The organism is Paenibacillus sp. FSL F4-0243 (genome assembly GCF_037963295.1).
GTDB lineage: Bacteria > Bacillota > Bacilli > Paenibacillales > Paenibacillaceae > Paenibacillus_AQ.
This window is the reverse complement of the sequence record NZ_CP150151.1, coordinates 3,001,534-3,015,546: the sequence shown is the minus strand read 5'-3', so window position 1 is coordinate 3,015,546 and position 14,013 is coordinate 3,001,534. Positions and strand designations below refer to the sequence as shown.

The 14,013-nt window shown below is 44.7% G+C and carries 14 protein-coding genes; 8 read left to right on the top strand and 6 right to left on the bottom strand.

Annotated features, from left to right (window positions below):
* Window positions 1-2: 2 nt before the first annotated feature.
* Both NSS87_RS13290 and NSS87_RS13285 read right to left on the bottom strand, forming a co-directional pair.
* The gene (locus NSS87_RS13290) at window positions 3-749 is read right to left on the bottom strand and encodes an ABC transporter permease (RefSeq protein ID WP_339247674.1); all 747 of its coding nucleotides are present in this window, start codon (window positions 747-749) and stop codon (window positions 3-5) included.
* Entirely contained in the window at window positions 742-1,698 is a 957-nt protein-coding gene (locus tag NSS87_RS13285) for an ABC transporter ATP-binding protein (protein ID WP_339247672.1), read from the bottom strand. Before NSS87_RS13285 ends, NSS87_RS13290 begins: the two co-directional genes overlap by 8 nt.
* A 199-nt stretch (window positions 1,699-1,897) precedes the next feature.
* On the opposite strand from NSS87_RS13285, the gene NSS87_RS13280 reads away from it, so the two are divergent.
* The 3 genes from NSS87_RS13280 (at window position 1,898) to NSS87_RS13270 (ending at window position 3,708) form a co-directional block, all read left to right on the top strand.
* Window positions 1,898-2,269: a hypothetical protein gene (locus tag NSS87_RS13280; RefSeq protein ID WP_339247669.1), complete on the top strand. Its 372-nt coding sequence runs from the start codon at window positions 1,898-1,900 to the stop codon at window positions 2,267-2,269.
* 131 nt (window positions 2,270-2,400) lie between these two features.
* The gene (locus tag NSS87_RS13275) at window positions 2,401-2,772 is read left to right on the top strand and encodes a hypothetical protein (protein WP_076282790.1); all 372 of its coding nucleotides are present in this window, start codon (window positions 2,401-2,403) and stop codon (window positions 2,770-2,772) included.
* 99 nt (window positions 2,773-2,871) lie between these two features.
* On the top strand, window positions 2,872-3,708 hold the full coding sequence (locus tag NSS87_RS13270; protein WP_042187660.1) for a sulfurtransferase: 837 nt from the start codon (window positions 2,872-2,874) through the stop codon (window positions 3,706-3,708).
* Window positions 3,709-4,125: 417 nt separating this feature from the next.
* Here NSS87_RS13270 and NSS87_RS13265 read toward each other — a convergent pair whose 3' ends face one another.
* Both NSS87_RS13265 and NSS87_RS13260 read right to left on the bottom strand, forming a co-directional pair.
* Window positions 4,126-4,266 carry a hypothetical protein gene (locus NSS87_RS13265; RefSeq protein WP_339247668.1) on the bottom strand — a complete coding sequence of 47 codons (141 nt, stop codon included), beginning with the start codon at window positions 4,264-4,266 and terminating at the stop codon, window positions 4,126-4,128.
* Between the two features lie 127 nt (window positions 4,267-4,393).
* Window positions 4,394-5,077: a hypothetical protein gene (locus NSS87_RS13260; RefSeq protein WP_042187659.1), complete on the bottom strand. Its 684-nt coding sequence runs from the start codon at window positions 5,075-5,077 to the stop codon at window positions 4,394-4,396.
* A gap of 677 nt (window positions 5,078-5,754) precedes the next feature.
* On the opposite strand from NSS87_RS13260, the gene NSS87_RS13255 reads away from it, so the two are divergent.
* The 5 genes from NSS87_RS13255 (at window position 5,755) to NSS87_RS13235 (ending at window position 12,382) form a co-directional block, all read left to right on the top strand.
* The gene (locus tag NSS87_RS13255) at window positions 5,755-5,955 is read left to right on the top strand and encodes a hypothetical protein (RefSeq protein ID WP_339247666.1); all 201 of its coding nucleotides are present in this window, start codon (window positions 5,755-5,757) and stop codon (window positions 5,953-5,955) included.
* 561 nt (window positions 5,956-6,516) lie between these two features.
* Complete coding sequence (locus tag NSS87_RS13250) at window positions 6,517-7,176, top strand: response regulator transcription factor (RefSeq protein ID WP_339247663.1); 660 nt, start codon at window positions 6,517-6,519, stop codon at window positions 7,174-7,176.
* A 2-nt stretch (window positions 7,177-7,178) separates the two neighbouring features.
* On the top strand, window positions 7,179-8,582 hold the full coding sequence (locus NSS87_RS13245; RefSeq protein WP_339247662.1) for a HAMP domain-containing sensor histidine kinase: 1,404 nt from the start codon (window positions 7,179-7,181) through the stop codon (window positions 8,580-8,582).
* A 61-nt stretch (window positions 8,583-8,643) separates the two neighbouring features.
* A complete protein-coding gene (locus NSS87_RS13240; protein ID WP_339247659.1) occupies window positions 8,644-9,726 on the top strand; it encodes a hypothetical protein in 1,083 nt (360 codons plus the stop codon).
* Window positions 9,727-10,105: 379 nt separating this feature from the next.
* Window positions 10,106-12,382: a DEAD/DEAH box helicase gene (locus tag NSS87_RS13235; RefSeq protein ID WP_339247657.1), complete on the top strand. Its 2,277-nt coding sequence runs from the start codon at window positions 10,106-10,108 to the stop codon at window positions 12,380-12,382.
* A gap of 23 nt (window positions 12,383-12,405) precedes the next feature.
* Here the strand turns inward: NSS87_RS13235 and NSS87_RS13230 are convergent, their stop codons facing one another.
* Window positions 12,406-12,591: a hypothetical protein gene (locus NSS87_RS13230; RefSeq protein WP_042187647.1), complete on the bottom strand. Its 186-nt coding sequence runs from the start codon at window positions 12,589-12,591 to the stop codon at window positions 12,406-12,408.
* A gap of 115 nt (window positions 12,592-12,706) precedes the next feature.
* The gene (locus NSS87_RS13225) at window positions 12,707-13,960 is read right to left on the bottom strand and encodes an MFS transporter (protein WP_339247655.1); all 1,254 of its coding nucleotides are present in this window, start codon (window positions 13,958-13,960) and stop codon (window positions 12,707-12,709) included.
* Window positions 13,961-14,013 lie beyond the last annotated feature (53 nt).

The following is a 14,013-nucleotide window of genomic DNA, read 5'->3' as shown; positions in this document are numbered from 1 at the left end:
GATTAAGCAACATCCCTTCGTCTAAAGACGGAGAAGCCTATGAGTAAAAAGACAGCTGTGTATAAAACTAGCATTACTATGGAAAAGGTCAGCGTCATTCCAGGCATAGGTGCTCCTCCACCTTCATAAGCAGCTAAATTTAGGTTGGGGAATAATACATATTTATAAAATTCACGAAAAATAACCAATTTGTCTATCATCAGCATAAACATTGTAGCACCAATTGTAACACCCGTAGATGTTGTCAAAATCCCGATCATAAAAGCAAGTGTTGTATATACAACTGTACTAACTGAGTTATACATTATACTGGTTAACATCTCACGAATACCAGCCTCACCACCACTCAAGCCAAACCATAAAGCTCCTGATGCAAAAACCGCCAACATGCCGACAACTGCCACTGAGAACGCGTAAATCAACACAACAGCATATTTGGACGCAAGTATTGCTGTACGACTTCTCGCACGGATTAGAAGGAATTTGATGGTGCCCTGACTATACTCTTTTGAGACAATACCCGCTGTTCCGATGATTGCGAGAATGGTAATCACTTGCCCAATCCCTTGTGAAAGCAGCATCATTGCTGAAAAGTCATAAGCTGATCCAAACATATCCGGTGAGGCAGAATGAACAATGTAACCTAATAGCATGGATATTAGAATTAATATCAGGTAAGGTACAAAAAACGTACGTTTCTTCGAGAGCTTGAGCCATTCATTAACAACCAAATTATTAAAGCTACGCAATTCGGTTCCCTCCTGTCCATTTCAAGAAATCTTCCTCTAAGCTTTGTTTATTCTCTGCAATCCGGTAAATACCTACCCCTTTATTACTAAAAGTCGACACTAGTTCCGGCACTTTACTGTCATGCAGATTTATTGTCACCTCAGAACGAGCACTATCCATAGACAATAGCTCTGCGTATTCTAGACCTTCCAAGATGTTAATTGCTGATTCTACTGAGCCTACACGAATGGTTAGTTTCACGTCTGCAACTGTCTCCTGCTCCCCACCTATCGCTGTAACGGTCACCAATTTGCCGTTCTGAATCACGATGGCCCGGTGACAAATTTGTTCAATTTCAGTCAGTAAGTGGCTGGATATTAGAATAGAAATCCCTTCAACCTCAGCAATCCTACGCATATAATCACGCATTTCTCGTATGCCTGCTGGGTCAAGACCGTTCGTAGGTTCATCTAGAATCAATAACTTTGGTCGGTTCAGTAACGCCTGAGCAATCCCAAGACGTTGACGCATACCAAGCGAATAAGCCTTCACTTTCTTATTCATTGCTTCCTGAAGTCCTACCAATTCAACAACCTCATCAATTCTGCCAGCCTCAATATTATCTGTCATTCTCTGGTACTGCTTTAGATTATCAAGCCCTGTCATATACGGATAGAACTCTGGATTTTCAATAATCGCTCCAATATGTCCAATAGCTTTATTAAAATCACTCTTAACACTATGACCTTGAACGATCACATCGCCTTCACTCATCCGTATAAGACCCGTCATCATCCGGATCGTTGTTGTCTTCCCTGCACCATTGGGTCCCAATAGCCCAACAATTTCTCCCTTACGGATATCAAATGTCAGCTTATCCACAATGGATTTCCCTTTAATGATCTTGCTTACCCCATTCATTTGCAGCACGATTGAATCCTGCACGCGTTCATCATTTCCCTGCTTCATGGTAATCCTCCCTGCCATCTTTTGTATTATTGATGAGTTTATTTTAATGTGTCGGTGTTATAGTTGAATAGTACACTAATATATTGTTGATGTAAAGCCCGAAATTATGGATTACGCAAAATAAGGGCTTTCTATTAGACTATCTGCCAAACCAAAAATTGAAATGAACATAGATTAGATTACAAAGGAGGAATGACAAATGAAAAAAGAGGTTCATGTATCACAGACTAACCCACGTTTGACTGTATACAATGAAGAAAATTTTAGAGGTAGCAGTAGAATCTTTACCGGCAACCTTGGCATTCGTAATACGGATAGGATTTTAGATGGTATTGAGAGTCTTCGTTTCTTCTCTACTAGCAGTAATGCAACACTGGTACTCTTCACTAGAACCCAGTTTAGAGGGAACTTCCGTGTACTTCGTGGAAACCACAGCATCCGTGATTTGGACGACTTCATTTCCGGTAATGATGTGGAATCCATTATTTCAACTAATCAACGATTAACTCTCGAACAGATTCGTAATATCCGCAGCAGCGGCACTTTGCCTGCGGGATATCGCTTGAGCTAACATCTCCATTCAACAAGAAAGGAGCAATCTGGAGCAAGAGCCCAGGTTACTCCTTTTTCCCAACTTATCTTCTGAGGTCAAATAGTTAGTAGATTTACCTGCTAAGTCAATCCAACAAGGAGAGATAAAATATGGTAACCATAAAAGCAGCGTCCGTAATCTATCCCAGATTAAGAGTATATAGTGAGGAGAACTTTCGTGGGCTCCGCAGAACCTATCGCGGCAATCTAGGCATTGCAGATATTGATGCAGTACTTACTGGAATAGAAAGCTTACGCTTTTTCTCCACGAATCCGAACGCTACGCTTGTGTTGTTCGATCGCTCTCGCTTCCGTGACAATTTCGTAATTCTGCGTGGTAACCGCAGCATTCGCGAACTGGATGACTTTCTCCGTAGAGGAGATGTCGAATCGCTCATTTCAAGCAATCAGCGTCTGACTCCGGCGCAGGTTCGCGCCATACAGCGCACTGGTAGCTTGCCTTCAGGATATCGTTTGATCTAATTACTTGAGGACGCAGTTTAAGCTATAAGCTTAAGGTGCGTCCTCATTTATTTTCCGCTATAATGACTCCATACATATTAATAGAAAGAAGGTATCTTTATGGAACCAATCGTTTCTACCCGATGGCTGCTTGCTCGGTTATACGAACCTGAACTGGTTATAGTCGATTGCCGTTTTTTACTTACGGATCCGGAAGCTGGGCGTAAAGCATATACGGAAGATCATATTCCCGGCGCAATCTATTTTCATCTAGAAGAACAACTCTCCGCTCCAGTAAGCGCACACGGGGGGCGCCACCCCCTACCAGAAATCTCGAAGCTTACCACCGTTCTTAGCAAGGTTGGCATTAACAGAGATAGTATTGTCGTTGCTTATGATGATCAAGGTGGTGCATACGCTTCCCGTCTGTGGTGGATGCTTAAATATTTGGGACATGAACGTGTGTTTGTAATGGATGAAGGCTACTCTGCTTGGAAAAAAGCATCCTTCCCCGTCAGTGATCATCAAGCGGTTAGGATTCCTAGCCAGTATGAAGCAGATGTTCAGAAGAAGATGCTTGTTAGCATGGAGGATGTGCAAAATGTGGTTAACGACGGTGGTGCACTATTGATTGATTCCCGCGAGTCCCGTCGCTATGAAGGGCTGGAAGAACCGATTGATCCGAAGGCAGGTCATATTCCTGGGGCGATCAATAAGTTCTGGAAAGAAGTGTTGGATGAGCAAGGACGCTGGAAATCAACTGAGGTGCTGAAAGAGCATTATGAGGGAATTGATCCTGAGCAAGAAATTATCGTGTACTGTGGTTCAGGTGTAAGTGCCTGCCCGAATGTGCTTGCGCTTGGAAAAGCTGGGTATAGGAATGTGAAATTGTATGCGGGTAGTTGGAGTGATTGGATTTCGTATGAGGAGAATCCGGTGGCGATAGGAGAAGAATAGAATAAAGAACCTGCGGCGCAGATTCTTGTGATTCCCTGGAAATCAGAGGCTTGATTTACCAGACTGGAAAAATATCGTTTTCGGTTTTTCGCATACATGTGGCTCGTTTAGCATGCCGGTGGCAAATGTATTCGGTTTTTCGCACACATTTGGCTCGTTCAACTTGCCGGCGACACATTGTATTCGGTTTTTCGCATACATTTGGCTCCTTCAACTTGCCGGTGGCACTTTGTATTCACTTTTTCGCATACATTTAGCTCGTTTACCTACCGTCGGCACATTGTATTCGATTTTTCGCATACATTTGGCTCCTTCAGCTTGCCGGCAGCACATTGTATTCACTTTTTCGCATACATTTGGCTCCTTCAACTTGCCGACGGCACATTGTATTCGATTTTTCGCATACATTTGGCTCATTTACGTAACCGGCGGCACATTGTATTCGATTTTTCGTGTATATTTGGCTCGTTTATGGTACCGGTGGCACATGTATGCGGTTTTTCGCATACATTTGGCTCGTTTACCTGCCGTCGGCACATTGTATTCGGTTTTTCGCATACATATGCCTCCTTCAACTTGTCGGCGGCACAATGTAATCGATTTTCCGCATACATTTGCCTCGTTTACCTACCGTCGGCACATTGTATTCGATTTTTCATTCACATTCTCACGACGGACTTCATCTTCAAACCAAATCTGGACTTTGTAGCGTACCAATATATTCATAGTAAATGATCCGCTGAGATGAACCTCTTGCCACCGGGCGAAATTTTCCTTTATCCACCAGCTGACGGCAGTATTTAATGATCGTCATCGTGTGCAATTCCAGCTCTCTCGCGGCATCAGCCGGGCGAAGGACTCGATGGTGCCGGATGGCTGCCCGCATCAGATCGCGCTCGATTCTGGAATAGGCTCTCTCAACGGTTGTCTTCGCAGACTTTTCTGCTAACAAATAAGAAAAGAGAATGTTCCGCAGCGCGGAGAGAATGAAGGATGGATTTTCTTTTAGCTCATCCAGCGAGATATAGAGCACCGTGCAGTCTTGAGACTGTAGAAAAAGCCCGCGGTTCAAGTCCATCCGGTATTTGCTACGATCCGTTCCATGTGAGCCATAGTCCATGATCTCAAATGCAATACGCGAGGCTCCGATCTCCCACAAAATATCCACAAAATAGGATCTGCCGCGCCAGTCCTTAACTTCGTATTCTGGGTGTAATCCGTGAAAATGTCCGGCTAGAGGCCACCACACCCGCTCGACAAACAAGCGGTTTCCGTAACCATGACCGCGTTTAAGTGCATCAAGCCGCTCTCCCTTCCTTTGTTTAAGATGATTACATAACCATTCATTATGCTCGCTCTCGAAACCCATTACCTATCCCCTCGCTCTGCAACGAAATATGTTTTTAATCATACAAAACCCCGCCTCTATTCCAAAAGGAAAGGAGACGGGGCATTCTTTGCCTCGTTTGGTTTTATCTATACATAGTGTGCCACATTATCATTAGAATGCACAATAGGAAATTGGCAGGATCATTCAAAATAAACTCCTCTTTTCTTTTAATATTTTCACTATTAATACATTTTCATATGGCATATTTTTTATTTTCTATTTTTAGGTTTACTTTCCATTTCAATCAACTGGCCGCCGGGGGTATTATCGCTGGAGAAGGCCGGATATACGAATATACAACGGTATGCAGTAAGTTAGAGTGATTGGGTTTCGTATGGGGATTCCGGTTGCTCTTGAGGAAGATTAAAGTTAAAAGCGCGTGCTTGATATCTGGTTAAACGATTATATAAAAGAGAAGCAACTGTCAGCATACCGGAGTATCCGGCCGCACTTCTGCGAAACGGTCCGCTGAGGACTCCCGTTCCATTCTAAGTAGTGCTCACCCTATCTGAGGACGGTTGGTCCGCGTTGGGTTCGACCAGGATTTTCTGTATAATGGTAAACGTTACGTCGGATGTGATGTTAAACGCACGAAATGACAAGTAAAGAAAGTCCATCCGGCGTTTGAAACCATGAACCGGAAAGGATGAAGTAAATTGAGTTATACGGAACTGCTGGAACGGAAGAGCGAAATCTTGAAGAAAACGGTCGAGAACTGGGTTTTGAAAGAAAATCGCGACGGACTGAACCTTCAAGAGGCTCATATTTACCAGACTATACTCAAGGAATTTCATCAGAACGAACATGAATTGAATGGGGTACGAGACGAGAAAGCAGTTAAGCGTCAGGACAACTGATCCACGGAAAAAGAAGACACTGTAACAGCTCGCAAACGTGCGTCGCAAACGGCTTGATCTCAGAAGACGTACGCGTAAGAATATGAGAGGCTGCCCGGGAAGTTTGGGCAGCTTTTTACGTACAATCAATTCGCTGCCGGCCTCCGAAGCAAACGCTCTAAAATCCAGACGTTCGTATAATCCAGTAACCTGAGGATATCGCTCTATGATGTTAACCTTGTCTGTGCCAAGTAAACCATTAGAGTACAAAGCTAACTCCTGTGCGTCACGACGGCCCGAATGTGCTGGTGGTACTGGAGGTGGCCCGTATACCTCACACTGGAGTTTCTCAGATGTATTCGATATCAATAGTTTATATTTATAAATATTTTCATGATAGATGGAAGACCAATACAAAAGTTTGTACTGTTAAGGTAACAATTCAGCACATAATTTTCTATCCTATTAGGTATTAACGCTTGATGAAACTACCAACCTTCTGGACAATCCTTCCTCTAGTTGTATATAGTGTATAACGAAAGTGGCACTTAGTGAGCAAGGTACCAGGAGGAGAAATACGAAATGGCAAATATATTGGTAGTAGAAGATGAACGAGCGATTAATGATTTAATTACAATGAATCTCAAGCTGGTTGGACATACATATAGCAAGGCTTACCGTGGACCGGAGGTTTTCGAAATTCTGGAGCGTGAAAAGACTGATTTGATTCTGCTGGATGTTATGCTTCCGGAATTGGATGGTTTTGAGGTGATGCAGCGGATTGCACATTTGCAGGTTCCAGTGATTTTGATCACCGCCAAGAATTCTTTGGCTGACCGCATTAAAGGCTTCGAGCTGGGCGCGGATGATTATATCATTAAACCCTTTGAAATTCTTGAATTACTGGCAAGAATCAATGTAGTCCTGCGCAGGGGTGAAAAAGGCACCTCCAGCTTCATTTGCGATAATGTTGAGGTGCGTTACCTGGAACGGCAAGTTTTAGTAGATCAGACACCGGTTGATTTGACCGTTAGAGAATTCGAGCTGCTTGAGGTGTTAATTCGTAACCGGAATATTGCATTGTCGAGGGAAAAGCTGCTGGAATTGGCATGGGGCTATGATTTTGAGGGCGACACCCGCACCGTGGATGTTCACATCCGGCAGCTACGTAAAAAGCTGGGCTGGGAAGAACGGATCAAAACCATTTTCAAGATAGGCTACCGCCTGGAAGTTCAGAGCTAATCATGAGATTCTGGCATAAGATTCTGCTGTCGGTACTCGCTCTCTTTATTGCTGCTCTGGATGTAAGTGTCATTATGGTGATGAAAAAAAGCTGGCAGCTAAATATGGACAGTGAAATGCAGAGAGCATCCAGTGAGCAATTGTTAATCGCCAACAATATTTATGAGAACCTTAATTCTATTCAAGCACGGGGAACGGCATTGACCCCTATTCTACTGGCCAGCGTCTCTGAGTCCTATGGCGATTACTACCGTAAGCAGGGAATCTATTTGCAGCTATGGGAGAACGACCGAATGATTTACCCTCCCCAAAAAGGACAATTCGGGAAATCTAATTTGGGAAAAGGCGATCAGCCTGAATCTTCAGACGAACGCTCTATTCAGCTCTCCACTCAGCTTCCTGCTCCTTACCAGCATTTGCTGCTTGTCTATCAGCGTGATATCAGTGAGCTCTTCAACAAGCAACAGGAACTGAACCGCTTTTTTGTAATGATTAACTGGATCGTGGGACCCGTTCTGCTGCTTCTTCTTTATCTTCTAATCCGGCATCTAAGCAAGCCGCTAAAGCTCCTGTCAGAGACCAGCAAAACAATCGCCGAAGGCGACTATACGAAACGGGTGCAGCTGCGCAGCAAAGATGAATTTGGCGAACTGGCCTTGAACTTCAACCGGATGGCGGAGGCCGTGGAGCAGAGGGTTACCGAACTCTCAGATATGGCTGAAGAGAAACAAAGGATGGTGGATAATTTGGCCCACGAGTTACGCACGCCATTGACCAGCATGCAGGGGTTCGCCGAATTTCTGACCACGGCCAATATTGGACAGGAAGAACAGCAAACTGCGGGCGGCTATATTCTTAGTGAAACCCTTCGTCTCAAGAATCTGGCCTTCAAGCTGCTGGATTTGTCTGTCCTCCGGCATCAGCCGTTGGCACTTCAGCAGGTGGATATTTCGGAACTATTTCAAGCTATCCAACAGACGGAGCGCCCAAAATTGACGGATGCTGGCATAAGATTTCATGTCCAACATACGATTTCAAATGTCTGGGGAGATCCCGATTTACTAGCTTCATTATTGGTAAATCTGGTTGAGAATGCGATTCATGCCTCCAAGCAAGGCAGCGAAATCCACATGCTGGCCTATGAGCTGGATGGAGAAGCCGTGCTAGAAATCCGTGATACGGGAACCGGAATCACCGCAGAGATGGCTAAACGTGTGTTTGAACCTTTCTATCGGGGAGACCAGGCTCGTTCACGTGAATATGGCGGCGCTGGCCTAGGATTATCCTTATGTCGGCAAATTGCTGAAGCGCATAAGGCCAGACTGTCCTTAAACTCTGTCCTCGGCGAGGGAACTAGCATCAGACTCTTTTTACAACTCTATAACAACTGCCCTCCTACTCTATAACATCTTTGGATTAAGGTTAGGAAGATTCATCATCATCCGATCCCAATGGAGGTTAAGTTAAATGAAGAACAACAAGATTTCCGCTACACTCGCTGTACTCTTGTTCTCTGGAAGCGTGCTGGCGGTGAGCGCAATGATTGTCCCAGGATTTGTGAACACCACCGCCGCCAAGAGCATTTCTGCAGTACAAGACTCGGGCAATCTAACCTTGAACAGCAGCAAGGCACCCGTACTAAAAGTAGAAGCAGAAGCTCCGGTATCTACTGTGAACAGAGATCTAGAGCAGCTGATGACCCAAGAAGAAATGCAGCAAATTTATGATTTTGCGGACAAGCCCAATAACGAAATTATCACCATCGGAAGGGAGATGACCGAGGATGAAATAAACCGGAGGCTGATATTGGAAGACCAGTATGTGTATGACGGCCTTCGTCCCAAGGAGCTGTTCCCGTTAAAATCGGGACAAGCGGAGTTTTATTTTGACTTGGAGAAAAACACGCTCAAGTATCCGAATCGGACATTGACTGACGAGGAACTGTTACAATATATTGACTGGTTCTACCGGGAGGCCTATGCCTTGTCCAAGCGGAATATTGTAACCCCTCCAGAAACAGGGAATTTGAGCCAGACCGACGCCGTTGCCATGGCCGCTTCAAGTGTGCGAAAAATATTCGGAGCTGACGTCTCCAAGCTTGAAGTAAAAGCAAGCCAAGGAGAATCCATGCTATCAAAGAAAAAGACCTGGATGGTAATATTCACCCCTTATAAAACCAACACCTTAAGAGGACAAGGTAAGGAATTTTGGCAATATACCGTAATTATTGATCCCTCCACCCGCACGGTAGTAGATACGACCGCAGCTAATTTTTCACTCACAAGAACCCCAATCAATGCTGAAGCTGCCATCGCTATCCAAAAGGATGCAACCTGGATTAACGAGGCTATAAAAATAGTTACAGACAGACAAGGAGAAACCCGGAGAATCGCCACGGCTTCCCTTACAGACACTGACGTAAATAATAAGCGCGGTATGGTAGCGGTCAAAATGTTGCTCGAAGACGGCAGCAGTTATACTGCAGAGTTACGCTACCCAGATCAGACTCTTCGGTGCCTCATCTATGAAGAAGCAGAAGCTGCTAAATAGCGATACTAAGGATGAACAAAGGTGAAATTGTATTTCAAATCGGTATAACCAGTTCTTGAAAAAGTTAAGGAGGCTACTGAGTAAGAGTAAGAATTGCGAGGCATTTGGATAAGTGGTTTGTGGACTGAACTAGGTGATGAGTTAGATCCCTGTTCAGTCCTTTTTGGGTTCTTTTGCAAACAATCTGTAAACAAGAAGTCGAAGATGATAGTTGTAGTGTACCTAGAAGCATCCACGCTTTAATAGTCTCTATCCTTTGTCCAAATTGCATTTAATAGAATATTTTGGTAGATTGAATCCAGGAACTTGTTAACCGACTGATCAGCGCAAATATTGTTCAAAACTAAGCGTATTTCTACCGAGGGGAGATCAGATTTCTATGAATATAGCCGTCAAATTGATGCAAAAATTCAAAGACCGCGATACCCAGAATAAGCTGAAAGTTTATCAGGACAAAGTGGAGCTCATCAGAAAACGGAATTTGGAAGCATGGGAAGATGGGCAGCTTCAAGCGGAATCCCTCCGGCTACAAAAGGAAGCAAAATCAGGTACACCTTTGGATGAGCTGCTTATCGCTGCTTATGCGTTAGTATGCGAGGCAGCGAAGAGAAAGCTTGGATTAAATCCTTACGATGTCCAGATCATGGCTGCCATCGCTCTGCACGAGAGATTCTTGATCGAGCAGCATACCGGTGAAGGAAAAACACTTTCTGCTGTTATGCCTGCATATCTAAATGCACTGACTGGCAAAGGCATTCATGTGCTGACTTTTAACGATTATTTAGCCAAACGGGATGCGGAATGGATGGGCCCGATCTATCGTTTTCTCGGATTAACGGTAAACTCGGTTCAAGCGGGCATGAGCCTGTCCGAGAAACAGGAAGCATACGCCAAGGATATAACCTATGTTACGGCCAAAGAAGCGGGATTCGATTACTTGCGCGATACAATTGCACTAAACGAAGCCGATACCGTGCATCGTCCTTTCCACTACGTCATCGTCGACGAAGCGGATTCGCTGCTTCTCGACGAAGCTCGGGTGCCGCTAGTCATCAGCGGAGATATGCCCTCTTCCAGGAGCGACGGCTTTCGTTTCGCAGAAGTAGCTCGGCAGCTTAAGAGAGATGGACATTACGACTTCGACGAGTTCCAGCGGAACGTTTACTTAAATGAAACAGGCGCTGCGCATGCGGAATTGATGCTGGGATGCGGCAATTTATACGATAGCCATAACAGTCACTTGCTGACTTCTTTAAATTGCGCGCTGCATGCGGAATCGTTATTAAAGAAAGACATAGATTACATCGTCCGGGACGGAAAAATCGAGCTGATCGAAGAATATACCGGCCGAGTGGCGGAGAACCGGTATTTGCCGGACGGGCTGCAAGCCGCGCTTACGGCAAAAGAAGGGCTGTACTCCATAGCCGGCGGGAAAATTCTCGGGACGATCACCATTCAACACTTCATTAGCCTGTATCCGCAGATTTGCGGAATGACGGCTACCGCTCATGCTTCCGCGATGGACTTCGAAGATATTTATGCGCTCCAGGTGCTGCAAATTCCACCGAACCGGCCAAACATTCGAATCGACCATCTGCACCGGATTTATACCCATAAAGAAGCCAAGCTTAAGGCACTCGTACAAGAAATCTCATCCGTCCATAGGACGGGACGTCCAATTCTCATTGGTACGTCAAGCGTCGAGGAGTCTGCCATGCTGGCAGAGGCGCTAGCGGTTTCGGGCGTATCTTGCCATGTTCTAAATGCGAAAAACGACGCAGAAGAAGCCGACATCATCGCCAAAGCGGGAGAAACCGGTGCAGTGACTGTGTCTACAAATATGGCGGGACGCGGGGTCGACATCCGGCTCGGCGGCGGCGACCCTGCGCAAGCAGAGGTAATCGCCAAGCTAGGCGGGTTGTACGTAATTGCCACCCATGTGAACGAAAGCGTGCGGATCGACGACCAGTTGCGCGGGCGTTCCGGTCGCCAAGGCGACCCCGGAGCTTCCGTTTTTTATGTAAGCTTGGAGGACGAGTTACTGCTTCGCTTCGGCATCCATAAAGCAGTTCGCGCTCCCAGGCAGGATGAGGCTCTTGAAGAGACAGGGCTCAGCAGCAAGATCACAAGTACTCAGCGTATTGTTATGGGCCAAAACTTCGATATCCACAAGGAACTGAACTGTTATTCGGATATGGTGGAGGATCAGAGGCGAATTCTATACGCGGAGCGGCTGCGAATTTTGAAAGGCGAGCAGCCGTTGAGCCCAGCGGAGCAGCGGGTACGGCTTTTTTATATCGACGAATTCTGGGCTGACCATCTTGCATACGTTTCTTACCTTCGTGAAGGCATTCACTTAGAGAGCCTTGCCAGCCGCAATCCAATCGACGAATTTCATGCGCAAATCACTGAAGCCTACGAGCAAATTCCTTCTAAAATAAATATCGCGTCAGAAAATATGCTCGAAAAGCTCGGAGGTTCAAATGATCCGGCAGAGTGGGAAAAGTTCGGTCTGAAAAGCCCTGCTTCCACCCGGACTTATATTATCAACGATCAATACCTACAGAGTAAGCGAACCTCATGGACCGGAACGACCGTATTTGCTTATTGGCTTCGCACAGTTGCGAGGCCGATATTCAAGCTGTCAAAATATTGATGCAACGATGGGGCGATTAGCCCCTACTCCTCTAGCTCATCCAACTTCGCTTCCAATTCAGCCAACTTGCGATTCGCTTGATCCAATATCTCCTGTTGTTCTGCGGTTTTTGCTCGTTTTATTTCTTTTTTGATGGCCATAATCTGCTGTTCCAAATAGAGAATTTCAGCTTCATTTCCTGCGTTGTTCCACATCTGTGAATAAGTCATTGTCGGTCTCCTTTTTTCTAATTAAGAAAAGCCTTCCATAAAGTTCAATCGAACTTTAGGAGAGCTTCTTTTTTTATCTACACAAGGGTTTCAAGTTCTCGCTTCTAGCAAAATTCTACTCTTGTGATGCTTCCTGTATTAAAGGCATCCCAGCTTCAACTAAACGTTTGTTTCGAATGAAGATAATGGACAGTATTACAGTTAACACCCCTGTTCCAACAAGGAGCCATTCAATCTCAACTACATCTGCGAGCGGACCGAATATCAGCATTCCGATTGGCATCATGGAAGTCGATATCATACCAAAGACTCCGAATATGCGTCCCAAGTAATCCGGATCTACCTTCTCTTGTAGCATTACGGTTGTCGGTGTATTAAAGACGGGCATAGCTACGCCGAAAATAGCCATCATAACCAAGTAGATCCAAAAAACAGGTACAATACCCAAAGCGAACGTACATACACCCATAATTAAGCTAGCAAAAGTCATCGTATATACTTTGTTTCGAAAGCCGCCCCATGAAGCAATAATTGCTCCGCCAGCCATCATACCGATAGAAAAAGCAATTTCAATGGCTGTTAATCGCCAATAATCATCTCCGAAGCTGCGTGTCACTTGTAGCGGTGTTAAAAATGCAGCCGGTGCCATCAATACGAAGAAAAAGGCGAAAAAAATGAAAAAAGTTTTGAGAAAGCTGTGGGTTTTAATATAGCTTAAACCCTGTTTAAAATCGTCCAAATAGCTTGTCGTTTGTTTATCAGTCGCTTTTTTATGCAACGGTATTTTCAAAAAGAAAGATAATGTAAAGATCGCTATCGCCGCTGTGATAACATCGATAAAGAAAATGACCTCAATTGTTGCCAATGAAAGCAATGACGCGCTAACGATAGGTGCAACAAACATCATTAGTGCTTGAAGACTTCCGTTAATCCCATTTACTTTCGTCAGCTTATCCTCTGGTACAATTTGAGGTAATATTGCCCCAACCGCAGGTGATTGAACCCCAGCTCCGAGCGCACGAACTGCAGCAATGGCGAACAACAACCATATCTCATCATAACCAAGCAAAAATGTAATGGCTAAAATCAGTGTAACAAAGGCAATCATGGCATCTGCTATCATAATAAGATATTTCCGGTTGAAACGGTCCGCCCATACACCTGCAAACGGTGATAATAAAAAGGTAGGAATGAATCCACAAATAATAAATAATGTCATCATCATACCTGATTTTGTTGTAAGCGTAACGTACCACATAATAGCATATTGAACTAAAGCAGAACCGAATAACGAAAATGTTTGACTACTTAGAAAGATAATTATATCCCGTTTCCAATGTTTTTTGTTTTGTGCTTCGTTTGGTATCACTATAACTTACTCCCCCATTTTTAAAAAATATCATTCATTCCCCATTCGCCTAT

Excerpts from the sequence above, each read along its gene's own strand:
- NSS87_RS13240 (WP_339247659.1), top strand. The coding sequence starts at position 8,644 with ATGAAGAACAACAAGATTTCCGCTACACTCGCTGTACTCTTGTTCTCT.
- NSS87_RS13275 (WP_076282790.1), top strand. The coding sequence starts at position 2,401 with ATGGTAACCATAAAAGCAGCGTCCGTAATCTATCCCAGATTAAGAGTA.
- NSS87_RS13250 (WP_339247663.1), top strand. The coding sequence starts at position 6,517 with ATGGCAAATATATTGGTAGTAGAAGATGAACGAGCGATTAATGATTTA.
- NSS87_RS13270 (WP_042187660.1), top strand. The coding sequence starts at position 2,872 with ATGGAACCAATCGTTTCTACCCGATGGCTGCTTGCTCGGTTATACGAA.
- NSS87_RS13245 (WP_339247662.1), top strand. The coding sequence starts at position 7,179 with ATGAGATTCTGGCATAAGATTCTGCTGTCGGTACTCGCTCTCTTTATT.
- NSS87_RS13265 (WP_339247668.1), bottom strand. The coding sequence starts at position 4,266 with ATGCGAAAAACCGAATACAATGTGCCGACGGCAGGTAAACGAGCCAAA.
- NSS87_RS13280 (WP_339247669.1), top strand. The coding sequence starts at position 1,898 with ATGAAAAAAGAGGTTCATGTATCACAGACTAACCCACGTTTGACTGTA.
- NSS87_RS13285 (WP_339247672.1), bottom strand. The coding sequence starts at position 1,698 with ATGAAGCAGGGAAATGATGAACGCGTGCAGGATTCAATCGTGCTGCAA.
- NSS87_RS13260 (WP_042187659.1), bottom strand. The coding sequence starts at position 5,077 with ATGGGTTTCGAGAGCGAGCATAATGAATGGTTATGTAATCATCTTAAA.
- NSS87_RS13230 (WP_042187647.1), bottom strand. The coding sequence starts at position 12,591 with ATGACTTATTCACAGATGTGGAACAACGCAGGAAATGAAGCTGAAATT.
- NSS87_RS13235 (WP_339247657.1), top strand. The coding sequence starts at position 10,106 with ATGAATATAGCCGTCAAATTGATGCAAAAATTCAAAGACCGCGATACC.